This is a genomic window from Coleofasciculus sp. H7-1, assembly GCF_057473865.1.
In genome coordinates, this window is record NZ_JBYCCT010000057.1 from 86,635 (window position 1) to 105,907 (window position 19,273).

A 19,273-nucleotide genomic window follows, 5' to 3' on the forward strand; every position below is an offset into this window, starting at 1 on the left:
GTAATTTTTAATTAATATGAGTCTCTCTCCCTTCGACCTCCTAGCGCTCACCTGTAACTCCCTACGCAGCAACCCTTTGCGTTCTACCCTCACCACTTTGGGCGTTTTCATGGGTGTAGCGGCAGTCAGCGCCACGCTTCAAGTTGGCAGCATCAGTCGGGCGGTAATTGCCAAGCAACTAGCTGAGAAAGACGCCCCTCAGGTCTCTGTCTACGTGGAAGGGGAACTCCGGTCAGAAGACATGGAATACTTGCGACAGCGGCTAGAGGGCGTGCGGGCAATCAGTGCCTCTAGTGGGTTCTATCCGAATCCTCAAACCTTATTTCAGGATGAAGAAGCCCAACCTGAGATGACACCCGTTACTCAAGACTTTCTGCTCACTTCTGGTAAGCAATTGGCGGCGGGGCGCTTCTTCACTCCTGCCGATTTTGAAAACTATCGCCCTGTCGTGGTGATCGATCAATTTTTAGTAGACAAACTTTTTAAAGGTCAGAAGGCTGTTGGAGAGACCATTTATGCCAACGCCAGACCTTATGTTGTTGTCGGGGTAGTGCCCACCGTTACCTCATCTTTTCGAGAACCTGAAGGTGAGGTATTGATGCCGATGTCGTTTTACTACGCCCTGACGGGTAGCCGCGACATTGGCTCCATCCAAATACGCCCTTACAAAATAGAAGACTTAAAAGATTTGGCAGATAAAGCCAAGCAACTGATGGAGCAGCGCTTCCCAGGCAAAGATGTTTATGCCAGGAACAATGTGCAGCAAATTTTGGCGCAGCAGCAAACGCTAGAAATGGCTTCAAATGGGCTGACAGCTGTAGGGATTATCTCACTGCTGATCGGTGGTGTCGGCATTGCCAATATCACGATCGCGGCGGTAATGGAGCGTACCCCAGAAATTGGTTTGAGGCTGGCAATTGGGGCAAAAAAGCGGGACATCTTGCTGCAATTTATTCTGGAAGCGGCAATCCTGAGTTTATTGGGGGGAACTGCCGCTATTATCTCGGTGCATGGGTTGACAATGGTTGTCGCCGAAACTTTTAAGTTACCTTACGAATTTGAAAGCAAGACAGCTGCTTTGTCTCTAGGATCTGCACTGTTGGTGGGAGTAGGCGCGGGGTTTTTGCCAGCGCTAAGAGCCAGCCAGCTCGATCCAGTGAAAGCATTGCGTAACTCTTAGTCAGGACTCGCCGCACATCACCACATCTCTTGGGCAACCACAGGGGGATTGAACCCGAAAAAACTCTATCAGGACTCGCCGCACATCACCACATCTCTTGGGCAACCACAGGGGGATTGAACCGACAAGAACGCTATATGTATAAGCTTTGCGTAAGTCCTGCTCTATATGTATAAGCTTTGCGTAACTCCTAGTTTCAGCCGTAGGCATTGCGTAAAGCCGCCCAATTTTGAATTTTGGATTAAATCGGCAATTGTTCCATTTAAAATCTAAAATCAACAGGACTTACGCACTGAAAGCTTGAAACCTAGATCCCCCTAACCCCCCGCTAAATCGGGGGATGCAAGGGGGATCTCTGCGTAAGTCCTAATCAATTAGCTAAAAGCTACCCGTTATCATGCACAAGCGCGACGACCCAAATTCTGGACATTCCCGTTCTAGCGGTAGGTTTTTGCTGCCTATCCGCTCTTTTTTTGGGGATGTGGTTCTGCTTGTGACTGCAACTTTGGGCACGGCGTTGACGTTAGCCGCCCTTTTTAAGCTTCATTCAACGGCGGTAAGAGCGACGACTGCTAATATTCGGACAGCGATCGCTCAGACACAGCCGCCGGTACTCGCACGCCCGATTATTGTTTCGCCAACGGATACAACGGTCAAAACGGCTCCAGTCTCAGAAAGTCCGGGGGTGAAAATAGGGAAGGCGATCGCATTCTGGGAAACTGGTTTAAAGAAGGCGATCGCTCCTTCTTCTCTTTCCCCACTCCCAACCAAAACCCGTCAAACTCTTGACACCCAGCAAAGACAATTCCCACCTCCTAGTACTAGCCCCCCTTTGCCAGGAGGGTTGGGGGAATCTATTATCTCCCCATCAGCAAAAAGTATTAACATTCAATCTTCGCCTTCACTTCCAACATCTGAGCCAATTTCTCAGACTTTATCTGAAGCCAGAAAACCAGCCGCTTTATTAGCTCAAACTAGACAAAAACCCAAACAACAAGAATCAGTAACAACTGGACGGGGGATTCAATTAACCCTGGCTGATGTTGTCATCTTGGTATTGCAAAACAACAAAGATATCAAAAACGCTTATTTAGAAAGAATAGCCCAAAGACAAGACCTGGCAGTAGCGGAAGATAGATTTGTCCCTGATTTTATACCTAAATTAACATTTAATATCGATCGCTTTGGTTCGGGTGGAAGCACAAGCACTAATGCTGATGTTGGCGTTGGCGCAACTGTTGCTGTCACGGTTCCTACGGGAGGTAGGCTGAGCTTCGGTTGGGAAACCAACGGTCAAACGTCAAATATAAATAATTTAAGTTTGAATAGAAATGACGATCTATTTGGTTCAAATCTTCAACTGCGTTTAACTCAACCTCTACTACGAGGTGCTGGTGTTGCAGTTAATAAAGCTCCCGTTGAAATTGCTCGGCTCGATGAAAGAGCCAATATTCAAGGTTTAAAGTCAACCTTAATTAATACTATCACTGAAGCTATCTTAGCCTACCGCAATTTACTCAGAGCGCAGGAAAGACTTAAGATTGAGCAAATTTCCTTAAAAAGTGCCCGACAAATTTTAGAATTTAACCAAGTCTTGATTGAGGCTGGCAGAATCGCGCCAGTTGAAATTGTCCAAAACCAGACAGACGTTGCGAATCGAGAAGTCAGCTTATTAGAGGCTCAAAATAATCTGGAGTCTGTCAAATTAGCTTTATTGGATATTCTAGATATCGAGCAAACTCTTAATATTGAACCTGTAGAAAAAATTGTATTGCAATCGAAGTCTTTAGATTTAAATAATCTAAAACAAGTCGCCTCTCAAAACAGACCCGATTATTTGCAAGCACAGTTAAGCTTTGAAAAAACAAAATTTGAAAGATTAATAGCAGGTAATAACCGACGCTGGAACTTAGATTTAGATGCAGCTTACGGCAATTCCCTAGATGATACAACCCAATTAACTGCTGGGCTAATCTTGTCGCGTACCTTCGGCGATCTCACTGTGGAAAGAGATTATCAACGAAGTCAGGTAAACTTCCTGCAAGCAGAGAATACTTTAGAAAATCTGCGTCAAAGTATAGATATTCAAGTAACTGATAGGGTAAGAAATGTAAATTCGAGTCTCAGACAGGTGCAACTTGCCCAACAAGCAAGGCAATTAGCTGAAAGGAAACTACAAATAGAACAAGAAAAATTGAGATTGGGAAGATCGCAAATTTTCCAAGTTGTGAGTTTTCAGAATGATTTAGTAGAGGCAAGAAACCGAGAACTGGATGCAACGATTGAGTATCTAAATGCTTTGACAAATCTCGATCAATCTGTTGGCACGACATTAGAAACCTGGCAGGTGACGATTGAAAGAAAATGATATCAAGTCTGGGGAAAAAGCTTATCGTTAAACTACCTCACCTCCAGCCCCCAATCGGGTTCACTGAACTGAGGCTAGGGTAAATAAAACTATCTTTTTCCAATTACTCATTCCCCCTGACCGATTCTATCAGCATCACGTCATGAAAGCGGGTATAGTCGATCGAGCGCCGCCCGTCCGGCATCCTAGATAAGATATCCACAAAACGCATATTCCACACGATATCTGACGTGGCAAAGTAGTGACGGGCATGGATCGTCTGTGAAACGATTTCGTCTAACCCAGTCAGCATCACGACGATCTCGCTTTCCGACTCAGCCAGCGAGTCCAGCGTAGCCCCATAAAGCGGACTCGTCTCGTCAATCTGATGCATCACCGTCCAGCTCAATGCGAACATGGATGTATGACTGCGAACCAATTTGAGATCGTAAAACCGGCGCATGAATTCTCCCTCTCGGTTGACTTCGTTGCGAACTAAAGTCACCCGAATCTGCGCTTCTACAATTAAGTTGCGGCGCTGGTTAGCAGCCCGAAACATCAGAGTCGGCACCCCATCATAGGGAGCGATCGCTGCTACGCGACTGAAAAGCACCCTCGCCGTTGGCACGGAGAACCGCGCAAACGCCAGTCCAGTCGCCATTGCCACTCCGAAAAGACCTCCTAGCGCTTCGAGAGTCACCACCGCATTCGCGTAAGGCGTGCGCGGATACATCGCACCGTAGCCGATGGTAGCCATCGTTTGGACGCTGAAAAAGAAGGCGTCAAGGAAGGAACCCGGTTGAGCGTTCTGGATGCAATCTCCTCCCAGTAGGTATGCCAAGGCAAACACGGCGTTGGAAACTAGATACAACAGACACAACAGCGCTAAGAACCATGCCCAGGAAAGGGTAAGCAGCAAATGATACAGATCGCCCCGCTGAAATTCCGATACACCCCGCCGCACGATGTTCAGCTGCCCATCCCGGCTCATAAAGCGCGTCAATGAGTTTTGACGATACCTTTTGCCCATAGACTTTGGCTCTTTTAGTTCTCTCTCGCCTCATTATCAGCGTTTTTGTGCTAATAGCAGGCATCGCCAGAGAAGAACTCGTAGGAAAGAGCGATCGCTTGTAAACAACTTTCTGAGAATCAGAATAGACTATTTACTGCCGATTAAATCAATTTACGGATTTTCTATTTTTAGGAGTTGAGTAGGATGCAAATAGAAGGAACAAACAGCCTTCTTTCCCACCCCAGTTCTTAACTAAGCGATCGCATTCTTGTGAAATCTCAGCCGCTCAATTAATTCATAAAACGGCGTCCAGTTATCTTCTTGGTCAATTTTCTCCCAAACTGCTTCTATCTCTGGTCTGAGTAACGCAGTTTTGGGATTATGACGACGCAACCGAGCTACTATATTATCTAGCTCGCTATCTGGGAAACTCAGTAAAATTTGTAAATATATATTTCTCCAATCTTCCACTAATGCTGTAGCCTCAGGCGCATTCAAAAATTCATCCGCTTTAAGAATATTTGTCGCATCATCGCGCCAATTGCGGTCAAACTGTTTCGTTACTTCCCAAAAGAAAGTGTGATAGCTTACTTGGCTTTCCACCAGCAATCTTAGGGTTTGCATCAGTAATTCTTCTGCTGCTAAATCGGGCAGATTTTCAAATCCCAATTTCCTCATCATCCGCGCTTTGTAAGTTTGGTTATAATGCTCTGCAAATTGGGATATACCAACTTCCATATCTGCTACAGGAATAACCGCTGATAGCGGTTGTTGAAGCATTTCTAAATTCACCTGACAAATCCCTGGTTGATTGCTGTAACTGTAACGCCCATAATAGTCAAAATAGGCGGCAGTAAATTCGGGATCGTAGGTAGGAATAAAAGCGTATGGGCCATAGTCGAAACTTTCCCCAGTAATTGACATATTATCTGTATTTAAAACAGCATGACAAAATCCCACTGACATCCATTGTGCAACTAATTCCGCAACCCGTTGCACTAATTCGGCATAAAATAGCGCGTAGCGGTCTTCCTTATCATTCAGATGAGGATAATATTGCTCAATTACATGATCTAAAAGCTTTTCGATTAAATCCTTCCGTCCAAAAAAGTGTAACCGTTCAAATGTTCCGAAACGAATGTGGGAACGGCTGAAACGAATCATCACCGAGGATCTTGTAGGAGAAGGTTCATCGCCTCGCCACAGTCCTTCTCCCGTTTCAATCATCGATAAGCAGCGGGAAGTACGAACTCCTAAATAGTGAAGCGCTTCAGCGGCTAAAACTTCTCTGATTCCACCTTTTAGCGTGAGTCTACCATCGCCACCTCTAGAATACAGAGTAGTCCCAGAACCTTTAGTTCCAAAGTCATAAAGTTCTCCATCCTTACCGCGCACTTGTCCGTAGAGAAATCCTCTGCCATCGCCTAAGCGAGAGTTATATTCTCCAAATTGATAGCCGTGATAACGCAAAGCTAAAAACGGTCTGACGCCTTGAAACATACCAAACGCTTCGATAAAATCATCGTCTGTCACCGCTTCTGGTTTCAGTCCTAAGATTGGCAATAATTCATCGTTGCGAAAGCGCAGAATATATTTGGGAAAGTCTGCCGCAGCTACTCGATCAAAATAATCGTCGCCTAAAGCTTCTAAGGCAGTCTCATAATTGAGATTTAAAAAGGGATTGGAAAATTTTTCAGGGTTCATAAGTTGCCAAAAATATCAGGCGAATAGAATTTGCAGCTAAACAAACGTAGGGACATAGCACTTTCATGCCCGTACCGCCTGCGCGGACTGAAATAAACATAAAGACTGTACGGGCAGTATTGGTTTGTTTAGTACCAGATTTTAGTCTGTTTGCGAAGCGGCACGAAGTGCGGACACCTTTGCCAGATGTTTCATTTCTATGCTACGGATAAGCAAGTATACAGTTTCAGCATCAAAAGACTGAAATATGCTTATTCGCACTGCGACACCTGCTGACGTGCCATCTGTCCTACCAATGGTTGCCAAGATTTGTGCCTTGCATGAAGCTTGGGATTCGGCAAAGTATGGATTTCTGATGAATCCAGAGTTGCGTTATGAAAAGTGGTTGAGTAGGATGGCGTCTAGTGCATCGCTAGAAGGGCCACCGCAACGCGATCGCAATATCTTCCTAGTAGCTGAGGCTGAAAATAAGCAACTGGTCGCGTTTCTGGTGGCGACGGTAGAACGGGAAGTCCCGATTTATCGTTTACAGGAATACGCTTTTATTCACGATCTCTGGGTTGAAGAGGAATATCGCCAAGCTGGAATTGCTAAGGCGATGGTGATGCAGGCGATTGAACACTTTAACTCGATTGGAGTCAAACAAATTCGCCTCGATACTACTGTTGCTAACGATGCGGCGAGGCGATTATTTTCTTCCTGCGGCTTTCGCGTCAGTACGATAGAAATGCTGATTGAACTAAACAGCTAATTGCTAATAGTAGATGGATCTAATTATTTTTAGGATGGATTTTGCTTACGCTTTACCCATCCTATCCATCAGGACTTACGCAAAGCTTATACATATAGCGTTTTTTCGGGTTCAATCCCCCTGTGGTTGCCCCCAAATGTGGTGATGTTGCGTAAGTCCTGAGATATGTTTAGTTTAATTATGTCTACCTACTACATTAGATATGTTTAGTTTAATTATGTCTACCTACCTTAATTGCTAATTGCTAATAGTAATAACAAAGCATTTAGCCTTTACTGTGGTTTGGCAAGCGAGAATCCCCGGCGTGTCTGCCGATATTCAGCCAACTGCACTTGGAAACTTACCGTATCAGTCATTTCACCGCTTCTTACTTGCAAAGTCCATTGACCAGGACGAAGCGACCAAAATAGCGAATTCGATGGCTGCGTTGCCAGTTTTTCACCATTTAACCACCACTCTACCGACTGGCTGGGCGTTGCAGCCACTTTAAACTCTAGTTGTTGCATTTCTGTTGCGTTCTCCGCGCCTTTGTGGTTCGTTTTTTCACCTGGGTGCAACAAGAAAACATCCCCATTGTGAGGAGACAAAATCTTGACGCCACTAGAGACAAAACTCGGTTGATGCTGTCTTGCTAACCACTCATCGTACTCTGGGGGCAACTTTGCAGTACCTGACTGACGCTCATAATCGCTAATATCTTCTGCATAAAAATATTCTTGCACTACTGAGGGACAATCAGGGGTATATCGCAACCCGGTAATCGGACAAATTGGACGTTGCACCAGATTTTCTGGAGGGGGAAAGGTGGCGGGTTCTTGATTCTCATGTAGGTGTAACATGATGCGATTCCAGAGGGGTGCTGCACCTGTCACCCCAGAAACTTGCCGCATGGGATCGCCATTAAAATTACCCACCCAAACGGCTACGGTGTAGTCGGTGGTAAATCCAACCGTCCAAGTATCTCGAAAATCGGAGGAAGTGCCCGTTTTAACGGCTGCGGGGAATGGTAAAGCTAGCACCGAGTCTACACCAAAGGCACTCGCACGAGCATGGCGATCGCTCAACATATCCGCAATCAATCCCCAGGTGGAAGGGAGGGAAGGTTGCATCTTGGAAGATTTTAGGTTGGAAGATTGCATCTTTGAGAATGTTGTGACCAGCGGTGTGGCTTCTCCCCGTCTTGCTAAAGTAACGTAAGCCCTCGCTAACTCCCACAAACTCACTTCACCGCTACCCAAAATTAACCCCAATCCGTAATATTCTGGCGACCGATTTAAATGCTCAAAACCTAATTGATGCAGATGATTTAGAAAATTTTGCACGCCTACCTTTTCTAATACCCGCACCGCCGGAACATTCAGGGAATTTGCTAAAGCTACGCGAACTCGCACTGGCCCTAAAAAAGTTTCATCATAGTCTGTAGGACTATAGAGTTTCGCGCCAGGGATGGCATAATGGGTCGGCACATCCGCCAAGATAGTATTCGGACGAATCGTTCGATTTTCTAAAGCGAATTCATATAAAAAAGGCTTCAAGGTAGAACCGGGTTGACGCAATGCCTGTACTCCATCGTTGCGACCGAGTTGTGCTTCATTAAAGTAATCGGGAGAACCAACATAAGCCAAAACTTCCCCCGTGTGGTTGTCAATTACTAAAGCAGCAGCGTGATGGACATTATTAGGGGTGAGGGTGCGAATTACTTGCTGAACTTGCGCTTCTACAAATTGTTGTAAAGGGCGATCGATGGTAGTGCGAATTTGAGAAGAATTCTGTTTTGTAGAGACGCGATAACCCTTGTCTCTACTAGCTACCCAAAATAAAAAATGAGGCGCAGCAATAATCCCCTGTTGTCTCGGTACCAGCGAAACCTCTTCTTTATAGGCTCGATCTGCTTGATTACGTGTGATATACCCGTCTTCAACCATGCGATTCAGGACATAAATCTGCCGCTTCTTGAGGCGTTTCCAATGGTCGTAGGGATTGAAGTAAGTAGGATTATTAGGAACGGCAGCGAGTAGACTCGCTTGGGCAAGATTGAGTTCGCTTGCAGGAATATCGAAATAGTTACGGGATGCGGCTTCTAATCCATAGATATTCCCCCCCATTGGCAGGCGATTGATGTAAGCAGTCAGGATTTCATTTTTATTCATACCGGCGGCGATGCGCCAAGATAGCCAAATCTCGCGCAACTTGCCCGATAAGGTGCGCGGAACGGGGTCTAACATCCGCGCTAGTTGCATGGTAATCGTGGACGCACCGGAGGTAATTCTTTTCGAGTGAATGGCATCTTTAAGCGATCGCGCGACAGCTTTCACATCCAACGCCCCGTGATGATAATATGAGCCATCCTCAGCAGCTAAAATCGCATTGATAAAGTGGGGCGAAACTTGATTCAGCGGCACCACAGCGGTATGCTCTTGGTCGCGGGTCAGCAACCTTCCTAAAGGAAGTCCATTGCGATCGCTAAATTCAATCGCTTGCGTATCCTGGGTAATATCTTTGGCGCGAACGGGTGCCAGATAAGGAAGCGATCGCACTGTCAAACCCAGCAACACCAAAGCTAAGAATCCGCGAAATTTTTTGTTTCTCCCCCAACGCCAAAATAGTTCCTGAATTTGGATTTGCCACTGCTTGGGTTGTCTCATCGCTTAACCCTTTAGCCAACGAAGACTTACCACCTTATCTTCATTGTGGCGATCGCCTTTACCGGATGCGATCGCCATAACTGTAGATTCTCCCTGTAACTGAGTCTAGGATAGACTTACAACTTGCCCGGAGGTCGCCTATGTCCCGCACCATTACAGACCTAGAAAAACTACAAAGCGAACATCCTGACCTACAGTTTGAACTGTGGGATGGGGAAATTATAATTATGAGTCCATCTGATTACGCCTCAGATGAAGTTGGTTCCACTCTAGTCGCACGGTTATTTAATTGGGTCAGACCTCGCGGATTAGGGCGCGTTACTGGTTCTTCTGCTGGATTCACGATGCCTAACGGTGACTTGGTAGCACCTGATGTGGCGTTTGTAACAGCCGAGAAACTGAGGCAGAGTCCGCGTTCCTATGCTAATTTAGTGCCGGATTTAGTCGTTGAGGTCAAGTCCTCCACTGATAGCGTCAAACGACAGAAAGCCAAAGTTGAGAGATTTATGGAGTTAGGGGCGCAAGTTGGGATAATGATTGACCCAGACAAGCACACTGTCACAATTTATCGTCCTGGTGCTGAACCAATAATATTAGGTGATGGTGACACGTTGACAATTCCCCAACTGCTACCAGGATGGGAAATTCAGGTGACAGATTTATGGCCTTTGGTGTTTTAAAGGGATGCGATAGCGAAGCGCTGACTTGTCAGTTCGCGCCTTTAGAACCGCACCAAGATGCAGCTTGGATTGCAGAAAACTCTTCCTAATCACCCGATGGGGTGAACCAATCAGATGAAGCAAGTACCTTAAAACCGCCGTAATTTTGTAGTGGTACAAGTAACTTATCTACAAAAAAATACAGTAGGCATTATGAAGATTGTTCTGCACACTTATGGTTCGCTAGGCGATCTGCATCCTTATATGGCGATCGCTCTAGAATTAAAGGCACGCGGGCATCAAGCGGTCATTGCCACAGCTGGGTACTACCGTAACAAAATCGAAGCGGCTGGCATTGAGTTTCACCCAGTTCGTCCCGATTTTCCCTCAGACGTTGAACAGCAACAAGAAGTTTTGCGTCTGGCAATGGACAAGCAAAACGGCACAGAATACATCTTTCGCCAAGCACTCTTACCGTATCTCCAAGAAACTTATGAGGATATGATGTCAGCAGTGCGCGGTGCTGACCTGCTGGTGACGCATCCCCTCAGCTTCGCCGGAGCGCCCGTTGTGGAGAAAACAGGAATTCGTTGGGTTTCCAGCGTGCTGTCTCCGATGTCGTTGCTCTCCGCCTACGATCCGCCAATCGTGGCAACTTTCCCCAGTTGGCTGAATCTACGCATACTTGGCCCTGGGGTCAATGGAGCGCTCATCCGCCTCGCCAAAAGTCGTTTCAGCTCTTGGGGTGAACCTCTGCGACAGTTACGGGCGCAGCTTGGTTTATCTCCCCTTGCCGATCCTATGTTTGAAGGGATGAACTCCCCCGACTTAGTGTTGGCTTTATTCTCAGAAGTTCTCGCAACTCCCCAACCCGACTGGCCAAAACAGACTTGTGTCACCGGATTTACTTTCTACGATCGCAATGGCAATACTGGTCTATCTCCGGAACTGGCGTCATTTTTGGATGCGGGAGATCCGCCAATTGTCTTTACTTTAGGAAGTTCTGCTGTGTGGGTTGCTGACGACTTTTACCTTGAAAGTGCCAAAGCTGCCTTAAAGTTGGGCTATCGGGCTGTATTGCTGGTTGGCGACGATAACCGCCCCCTGCCAAAAGAGTTGCAATCTAAGGATATTGGTGTTTTTGACTACGCTCCCTACTCGGAACTGTTTCACCGGGCTGCTGCGATTGTGCATCAAGGAGGCGTGGGTACAACCGCACAGGTGTTGCGTTCCGGTCGCCCGATGTTGGTGGTACCCTTTAGTCACGACCAACCAGACAATGCCGCCCGCATTACTCGTTTAGGAGTAGGACGTACTGTTGATCGCGATCGCTACACAGCTTCTCGTGCGGCAAAAGAACTCCATCGCCTGTTGCGCGAACCTCGCAACCTCGCTAAAGCCGCAGAAGTTGGCACTAAGGTACGGGCAGAAAACGGAGTCAAAGTTGCCTGCGATGCGCTGGAAGCACAATGGAAAAAAGATAAGAACGCTACGCTTCATAGTGCGTCCACCTCGTTTGTGTGACAATCTTGTGGGGACGATCGCGCCTTTAAAAGATTAGAGCAATTTTTGATGGGCGCGATAGCGAAGCGCCGACCTGTCGGTTCGCACCTTTGCATCAGGAAAATTTGCAGCCGCCTTCTCAAGGCTTCATCTGTAGGGAGATCGTCACCCACATCAGCATAAACTCATTAAAATACTACTGAATTCCTATTTAGTTAGCTAGTTTTATTGAAATACTGATATTTTCACTTTGCTATGCTTTTTTTTCTTGTATGCACTTGATAGCTTCTTTTATCGTCTCGATAGGAAGAAAAAGAGAAAGAGGGGTATCCTGCAATTCGAGAAAACCGCGCTTTTTGTAATACCCTTTTGCTTGTTCATGCAATGCATCGACCCTGACAGCATAGACTCCTACCTTTTGGGAGATATCTATTGCATTTTCAAAAGCATGCCTCAACAGTTTCTTTCCAAGACCTGTTCCTTGCATCGACTTATCAACAGCTAGTTTTCCAATAAGCATGGCAGGAGTGGGGTAGCTAGGAAGCTTATTCCGTAGGTCAGCGGGTATCCCTTGAGGAGCTATCACACTCATGCTGCAATAATAACCAGCTATTACCCCACTCTCATCCTCTGGGAGAGCTACAAATGTTTTTGCAATCCCACTTTCATCGTTTTTCTTCGCATATTGCTTGAGATATTTATCCAGTTCTGGTTCCCCAGAATTAAATGGATCTTTCTTAAGGCTACTAAGGCTACGCCCTGTAGAATTTATGGGACATACGATCCAATTCACAAGGCTTCAGCTTTTCCTGCGTTGAACCACAAATCTATTCAAATACTGAGAGCAAACCTTCAGAAGGCTCCGGTGGATTTTCCATGACTGCCAGGAAAAACTCGCTATCGCGCTCAGATAGTACCAGAGCTTCATTGTTATATGAGCTAGCAACTTCTCTATTACAAGTCGAAGTCTCAAAGTATTTTCTGAAGACAAGGTAGATAGCAGCACAATGCTTCAGCTTATATTCACAACTTTTTTCGGCTCTAACAAGCGTTAGCATAGTTTTAAACTCCTAAAATGCGTTGCTTTGTTATGGCAAGCCAACGTTGGTGACATCCCTACTGTCTTAATATGTAAGACTTAGAAAGTTAGCTATGTTACATATAATATTATAATACTTTACAGAATTCATGGTTTTGCAGTTTATTATCCGCAGGGGTATCGTCAGAATCAGGTAGTTCTGTTGAGGATGGCAGACAGGGCAACAGGTCGTACTGTATCATAACAGCTTTCCCTAGACTTACTGCCTGGATCTTAGGCGAACGTGAGTAGCGTTAGCTCAGCATAAAGTAAAGATTTTAAGCTTAATTGTTAAGCTACCCGGAAGGCAGATTAGTTGAGATGTAGACCTCTTGATAGTGAATCATGTAGGGATAACTCTTGTAGTTGCCCCTCTGATAAATTATTTGCAATAAGGGGAGAAGTTATGCCAGTTTCAATTCCTGATACAGATTCGCTGTTTTCCCCCCTTGCAGAGGATAGTACAGATAAATCCTTACAACAGATAGGCACGATCGTGAGAATTTGGATGCGGTTTCTGGTTGTCGTAGCATTCGTAGTGGGAATAGCCGGATGTGGCGTGATTAATCTCTCTGGAAATGAGCCACTTCCAGCAGTTCCTTCTCTGGTGACGCCGCAACTACCAGACTGGATTGAGGAAATTAGTCCCACTGGCGAGGTTGAACCATTAGCGCAGATTCGCATCCGATTTAAAGATGCTTTGATTCCGGTTGAGAGTCTTGATAGCCCAGATCAACAGCAAAAGCTAAAACAATTTGAGATTTTGCCACCGCTACCGGGACAATTTCGATTTTTGACGCCGCGAATGGTGGGATTTCAAGCCGACAAAGCATTGCCGAAAGCAACGCGAGTCAGAGTCACCTTGAAAGCTGGTTTGGCGGATCTGAAAAATCAGCGTCTGGATAAGGATTTGGCTTGGACTTTCAATACCGAACCAATTAAATTAACTAATTTACCGACTACTAATAGTGAAAATCCTGATAATCAAGCTATTGAGCTAAAGCCAACTCTGAAATTTAACTCAAATGTAGAACTGGATGTCGCTTCAGTTCAAGAGCATTTGAAGCTAATTCCGGAAGGAAAACAGAAGGATATACGGCTCAAAGTTGAGTTAGAAAAAGCAGAGACACCATCAGAAAATGAACAGCCACAGGAGAAACTTGACCCTTCAACTCGCAACTGGACATATAATTTAGTACCGCAACAGACTTTAGAAAAAGCGACTCGTTACCGCTTAGAATTTTCTCCAGGTTTGCGTCCTACTCGTGGCAATCTGCCTAGCGAAATGCCTTATGTTAGTCAGGTAGCAACTTATTCGCCGCTGAAATTCCAGAAGATTCTATCTTACGGACAACCAGATGCAGGCGGTACCTACGGACGGTTTGTGAAAGGAAGCCCTCAACTGCAATTTAATAATGGAATTGTTGCAGATTCAGCAATTGAGAATATTACGATTAATCCTAAAACTAAAGAATCTCCTAAGCTGGTTCAAGTTAATGATGGAGATAGTCTGGTTAGCCTCAACCCTTGGGCATTAGAACCCACCACGAATTATACAATTACTATCGGTGCCAAACTTAAGGATAAGTTTGGACAAACGTTGGAGAAGCCAGTCACGCTGAAGTACGAAACAGGCGATCTAGCTGGAGATATTTGGGTACCATCTAATCTAAATATTTTCCCGGCTGGTAAAGATTTACAGTTAAATGTTTCTACTGTAAACTTGCCGGAATCGAAGTATAAAGCTGCTTATCGTGTATTGCAGCCGACAGATTTAGTTTATGTAGATTCCGCTTATCCCAAAGGTGATGGGAACGATTTATTGCCGAATCCCAATTCTTGGCAAAATGTCAAGGTATCCGGTAAGAAAAATCAGTTAATTGATGTGGCTGTTCCCATCCGAGAAAAACTGGGTACTGGTACGGGAATGTTAGCTTATGGTATTCAGGCGCGAACCAATCGTTATGAAGAAAATGGTAAGCAACAATGGCGCGAACCGACGACTTATGGAATGGTGGAATTAACTAATTTGGGAGTGTTTGCACAGTGGTTCCCAGATTCGGGATTGATTCGCGTGCATCATCTCTCAGATGGTTCTCCTTTAGCAGCTGCACCCGTAGAAATTTATGAGTCGAAATTGGAGGCAAAATCTCGCCCTCAACCCGTACCTTGTGCATCGGGGAAAACCGATCAAACGGGAACATTACTGTTGAGTCGTGAGGATATGCAGCAATGTACAAAATCCAGAACTGGATTTGAACAAGGGCCTAAATTGCTAGTAATTGCCCGCGAAAATCAAGATTGGGCATTTGTCCGCACGGAAGAATATAGCGGTGCTTATGGCTACGGTGTTGATGCTGGATGGGATGATGGGAAGCCAGCATCGCGGGGGGTAATCTTCTCGGATAGACAGCTTTATCAACCTGGTGAAAAGGCAGCGTTTACGGGTTTTACCTACTATTTACAAAATGGCAATATCCAGCAGGACAAAAATGCTACTTACAAAGTTACTCTCTTAAATCCGGATGGTCAAAAAACGGCTTTAGGTACTCAGACAACAAATGAATTTGGCAGTTTTTCTCTAGAATTGCCGCTTAAGACTAATCAGCCGCTTGGCTATTATTCGATTCAAGCTCAAGGGAAAAGTGGTGTAGAAGTTTTGGGCGATTTTCGCGTTGCAGAGTTTAAACCGCCTAATTTCAAAGTAGAGCTAAATCTAGATAAAGAATTTGCTCTAAAAGACCAAAAGGTGGAAGCGAAAGCTGCTAGCAATTACCTGTTTGGTGCGCCTGTGGAAGGCGGGAAAGCTCAATATTACGTTACGCGATCGCAAGCTGATTTTAACCCGAAAGGGTGGGAGCAATTTTCTTTTGGGCGACAGTGGTTTTGGCCTGAAGAAAGTCCGACTGTCCCCAGTGATGTGTTGCAATCAAATCAGGTATTAGATGGTAGTGGAAAGAGCAGCCAAATTGTCAAGATAGCCAAGGATTTGCCTTACCCGATGACTTATCGGGTAGATGTGCAAGTCGCCGATGTGTCGAATTTGTCGGTTACTGATTCTAAGACGTTTACGGTATTGCCAAGCGATCGCTTGATCGGGTTACAATCCAATTTCGTCGCCGATGCTCTTCAATCTTTCCCCATCCAAGTTATCGTTACCGATCCTACAGGCAAGGCGATGGAAGGGCAACGGGTGCGCGTGGAACTGCAACAGATGAAATATAGCAGCGTCACGCGGGTGGTAGAAGGCAGTAATACTGCTAAAAACCAAGTGGAATACAAGACAGTGGCGCAGACAGAGGTAAAATCGGGAAATAATCCTCAATCTGTCTCGCTTACACCTCCGGAATCGGGTTCTTACCGCATCCGAGCCAACTTTGTCGATACAAAAGATGAAGTTACAGCAACAGACTTGCAGATTTGGGCGACTGGTGGAAATGCGGTAAGTTGGGGAGAAAGCGATCGCGATCGCTTAGAAGTTAAACTCGATAAAGACACCTATAAACCGGGTGAAACTGCCACTGCTTTAATTCAATCTCCCTATCCGGAAGCCGAGTTATATTTTGCCGTTGTCCGCGACAAACCCCTGTACAAGACAATTACCAAAGTAAAAGGGGGTGCGCCGCAAATTCAATTCCAAGTAACGCCAGAAATGCTACCCAATGCAGCAGTAGAAGCAGTATTGGTTCGCCAAGGCGTTCCCCTTAGTCAAGTAGAACCCGGAACTTTAGAAAACTTGGTGCGGATTGGTTTTGCTCCTTTTAAAACCAACTTGGATGATAAATATTTAAGTGTAGAGACGCGATTAATCGCGTCTCTACAACCTGGTGCGGAGCAAACAGTACAACTAGAACTGAAGGATACACAAGGCAACCCGGCAAAAGGACAATTTACCGTGATGGCGGTGAATGAAGCGGTGCTGCAACTCAGTGGTTATCGTCCGCCTGATTTAGTAAAGACTGTTTATGCAGAGCAGTCGATTTCGACTCGATTTAGCGATAATCGCCCTAATGTGGTGGTGCAACCAACCTCAATAGCTAAGCCGAAAGGTTGGGGTTATGGCGGGGGACAATCAGCAGGCGCAGCCAATACGCGCATCCGCAAGGATTTCCAAGCCTTAGCTTACTACAACGGCTCTGTTCTCACAGACGCGACAGGCAAGGCGCAGGTGACATTTAAGTTGCCGGATGACTTGACAACTTGGCGGGTGATGGCAGTTGCTACCGATGGGAATCTGCACTTTGGCAACGGCGAGGCGACATTTATCACGACGAAATCGCTGCTGTCTAACCCTATATTGCCGCAATTTGCACGTCCGGGCGATCGCTTGGAAGCTGGCTTATCGGTGACAAACAACACCGGACAAACAGGAAATCTGGCAATCAATGGTGTGGCGAACGGTTCGCTTCAGTTTGTAGAGAATAACCAGAGTAGAGACGCGATTAATCGCGTCTCTACAGGAGAGTCTGGCACTCGTGCTTATCGCTTTCCCATCGTGGCGGGTAGTGCGGGTAAATCTCAGGTGAAGTTTACCACTCAGTTGAATGGCACCTCTGATGCGTTTGAAGTGCCTTTGGAGGTGAAAGCGCTAGAGATTACCGAACAAGTCGTAGAAAGCGGTACAATCCCCCCCAACCCCCCCTTCAAAAGGGGGGGAGATCAGGTGAAGATTCCCCTGAATGTGGATAAAAATGTTGTCCCTGATGCGGGAGGTTTGGAGATTTCCCTTGCCAGTACGCTGATCCCGGAAATTACCGCACCGGCGCGTCAAGTATTGCAGGATGAACAATTGCCATTCTTAGAACCAGCGGCGAGTCAATTAGCGATCGCATCCAGCTTGCAAACGCTTTCTCAAAAATACGGTCAAACCTTTGCACAATTCAACCCAACTCAACAAGCAACTCAATCTCTAGAACGCTTGCAAAAACTTCAGCAACCGGATGGTGGATTCGCCGCTTGGCCTGGTCAAGAGAAGTCCGATCCGTTAATATCTCCTTACGCAGCTCAAGCTTTGGCGAGAGCCTCGAAAGCGGGACTAACGGTAGAACCGAGAATGGTATCTCGCTTGACGGCTTACTTAAAGAAAATTCTCGCAGATCCCGGTCAATACGATTTTTGTAAGCAACAACTCTGCAAGAATCAGGTGCGATTAGAAGCACTCTCTGCTTTGGCGGAACTGGGTGAAAAGCGCAATGACTTCCTTGCAGATATCTATGCACAGCGCAGTCAATTCGATCCGGTTACGCAGATTAAGCTGGCGCGTTACCTGTCTCAATTCCCGGAGTGGCAAGAAGAATCTCAAACTCTGTCGAATCAATTCCAGCAGAATATTTATCAAACGGGTCGCACCGCTACGGTAAATTTACCCCAAGGTTTATCTTGGCTCAACTCGTCAACAACAGCTCAAGCTCAAGCTTTGCGGCTAGCGTTAGCGCAAAACACTAAACCAGAAATTTTGGATCGGTTGTTGCAAAGTCTCCTAACACTGCGACGAAACGGAACTTGGCAGAATACCTACGACAACGCTCAAGCACTCACCGCTTTGGTGGAATATAGTCAGACGCAGCCAACACCGCCTAACTTTGCAGCAACGGTGAAACTGGCTGGCAAAAAATTGACATCGGCTCAGTTTAAGGGATACGCCAACCCCAGCCAGGATCTTAAGGTGCCGATGACCCAGTTGCCACGCGATCGCCACGATCTGATTGTGCAAAAATCGGGTCAAGGTACGCTGCACTTCCTGGTTGCCTATCGCTATCGCTTACAGGGAAATCAACCGGGAAGATTTAACGGCTTACGGGTGACGCGAGAAATCCGTCCTGCCAATGAAGAAAAGGTGTTGCGAAAGCTCAGTCTTTATGCTTCTGATGAGCCGTTGACGGTGGAAAGCGGTCAGGTGTTTGATATTGGTTTGGAGATTATTACCGATCATCCTGTAGATCGTGTGGTGATTACCGATCCTCTCCCAGCCGGGTTTGAAGCAGTGGATGCGAGTTTTCAAACTTCTACGCCTGCATTACAGGCAAAACAAGATAACTTTGGCTTCAAGACAATTTACCGCGATCGCATTGTTGCATATAGCGATCGCCTGGAAGCCGGAGTCTACTCCCTACACTACCTCGTCCGTTCCGTTACTCCAGGTACCTTCCTTTGGCCTGGTGCAGAAGTCCATCTACAGTATGCCCCAGAAGAATTTGGACGCTCGGCTTCTTCTACTTTGAAAGTGTCGGATTAGAGTCAGTTGTCAGGTAAAAAATAGACGATTAACCACCAAGGCAAACTAACGTAGCCTATAGACGCCAAGAAAACACAAAGTTTCTTGCAGGCTGAGTTAGGGAAGGAGATATTGGGTGCCATCATTTGTTTTGCGAATGATCGCACCCATTTTTTGCCT

At 46.0% G+C, this 19,273-nt stretch carries 11 protein-coding genes; 6 read left to right on the plus strand and 5 right to left on the minus strand.

Annotated features, from left to right (window positions below):
• Positions 1–16: 16 nt before the first annotated feature.
• Together AC2VDX_RS14855 and AC2VDX_RS14860 are read left to right on the plus strand one after the other, a co-directional pair.
• On the plus strand, positions 17–1,180 hold the full coding sequence (locus AC2VDX_RS14855) for an ABC transporter permease (RefSeq protein ID WP_378182032.1): 1,164 nt from the start codon (positions 17–19) through the stop codon (positions 1,178–1,180).
• A 397-nt stretch (positions 1,181–1,577) separates the two neighbouring features.
• Positions 1,578–3,548 carry a TolC family protein gene (locus AC2VDX_RS14860; protein WP_378182029.1) on the plus strand — a complete coding sequence of 657 codons (1,971 nt, stop codon included), beginning with the start codon at positions 1,578–1,580 and terminating at the stop codon, positions 3,546–3,548.
• 103 nt (positions 3,549–3,651) lie between these two features.
• Here the strand turns inward: AC2VDX_RS14860 and AC2VDX_RS14865 are convergent, their stop codons facing one another.
• Both AC2VDX_RS14865 and AC2VDX_RS14870 read right to left on the minus strand, forming a co-directional pair.
• The gene (locus AC2VDX_RS14865; protein WP_378182026.1) at positions 3,652–4,557 is read right to left on the minus strand and encodes an ion channel; all 906 of its coding nucleotides are present in this window, start codon (positions 4,555–4,557) and stop codon (positions 3,652–3,654) included.
• Positions 4,558–4,791: 234 nt separating this feature from the next.
• Positions 4,792–6,243: a protein adenylyltransferase SelO gene (locus AC2VDX_RS14870; RefSeq protein ID WP_378182023.1), complete on the minus strand. Its 1,452-nt coding sequence runs from the start codon at positions 6,241–6,243 to the stop codon at positions 4,792–4,794.
• Positions 6,244–6,490: 247 nt separating this feature from the next.
• On the opposite strand from AC2VDX_RS14870, the gene AC2VDX_RS14875 reads away from it, so the two are divergent.
• Positions 6,491–6,994 carry a GNAT family N-acetyltransferase gene (locus tag AC2VDX_RS14875; protein WP_378182020.1) on the plus strand — a complete coding sequence of 168 codons (504 nt, stop codon included), beginning with the start codon at positions 6,491–6,493 and terminating at the stop codon, positions 6,992–6,994.
• Positions 6,995–7,266: 272 nt separating this feature from the next.
• Here the strand turns inward: AC2VDX_RS14875 and pbpC are convergent, their stop codons facing one another.
• A complete protein-coding gene (gene pbpC, locus AC2VDX_RS14880; RefSeq protein WP_378182017.1) occupies positions 7,267–9,639 on the minus strand; it encodes a penicillin-binding protein 1C in 2,373 nt (790 codons plus the stop codon).
• 140 nt (positions 9,640–9,779) lie between these two features.
• On the opposite strand from pbpC, the gene AC2VDX_RS14885 reads away from it, so the two are divergent.
• Positions 9,780–10,319, plus strand: coding sequence for a Uma2 family endonuclease (locus AC2VDX_RS14885; RefSeq protein WP_378182014.1), 540 nt, complete (start codon positions 9,780–9,782; stop codon positions 10,317–10,319).
• 192 nt (positions 10,320–10,511) lie between these two features.
• A complete protein-coding gene (locus tag AC2VDX_RS14890; RefSeq protein ID WP_378182011.1) occupies positions 10,512–11,822 on the plus strand; it encodes a glycosyltransferase in 1,311 nt (436 codons plus the stop codon).
• A 232-nt stretch (positions 11,823–12,054) separates the two neighbouring features.
• Here AC2VDX_RS14890 and AC2VDX_RS14895 read toward each other — a convergent pair whose 3' ends face one another.
• Both AC2VDX_RS14895 and AC2VDX_RS14900 read right to left on the minus strand, forming a co-directional pair.
• On the minus strand, positions 12,055–12,594 hold the full coding sequence (locus tag AC2VDX_RS14895; protein WP_378182008.1) for a GNAT family N-acetyltransferase: 540 nt from the start codon (positions 12,592–12,594) through the stop codon (positions 12,055–12,057).
• Positions 12,595–12,628: 34 nt separating this feature from the next.
• The gene (locus AC2VDX_RS14900) at positions 12,629–12,859 is read right to left on the minus strand and encodes a type II toxin-antitoxin system TacA family antitoxin (RefSeq protein ID WP_378182005.1); all 231 of its coding nucleotides are present in this window, start codon (positions 12,857–12,859) and stop codon (positions 12,629–12,631) included.
• Between the two features lie 528 nt (positions 12,860–13,387).
• Here AC2VDX_RS14900 and AC2VDX_RS14905 point away from each other — a divergent pair.
• On the plus strand, positions 13,388–19,114 hold the full coding sequence (locus AC2VDX_RS14905; protein WP_378182248.1) for an alpha-2-macroglobulin family protein: 5,727 nt from the start codon (positions 13,388–13,390) through the stop codon (positions 19,112–19,114).
• Positions 19,115–19,273: the final 159 nt, after the last annotated feature.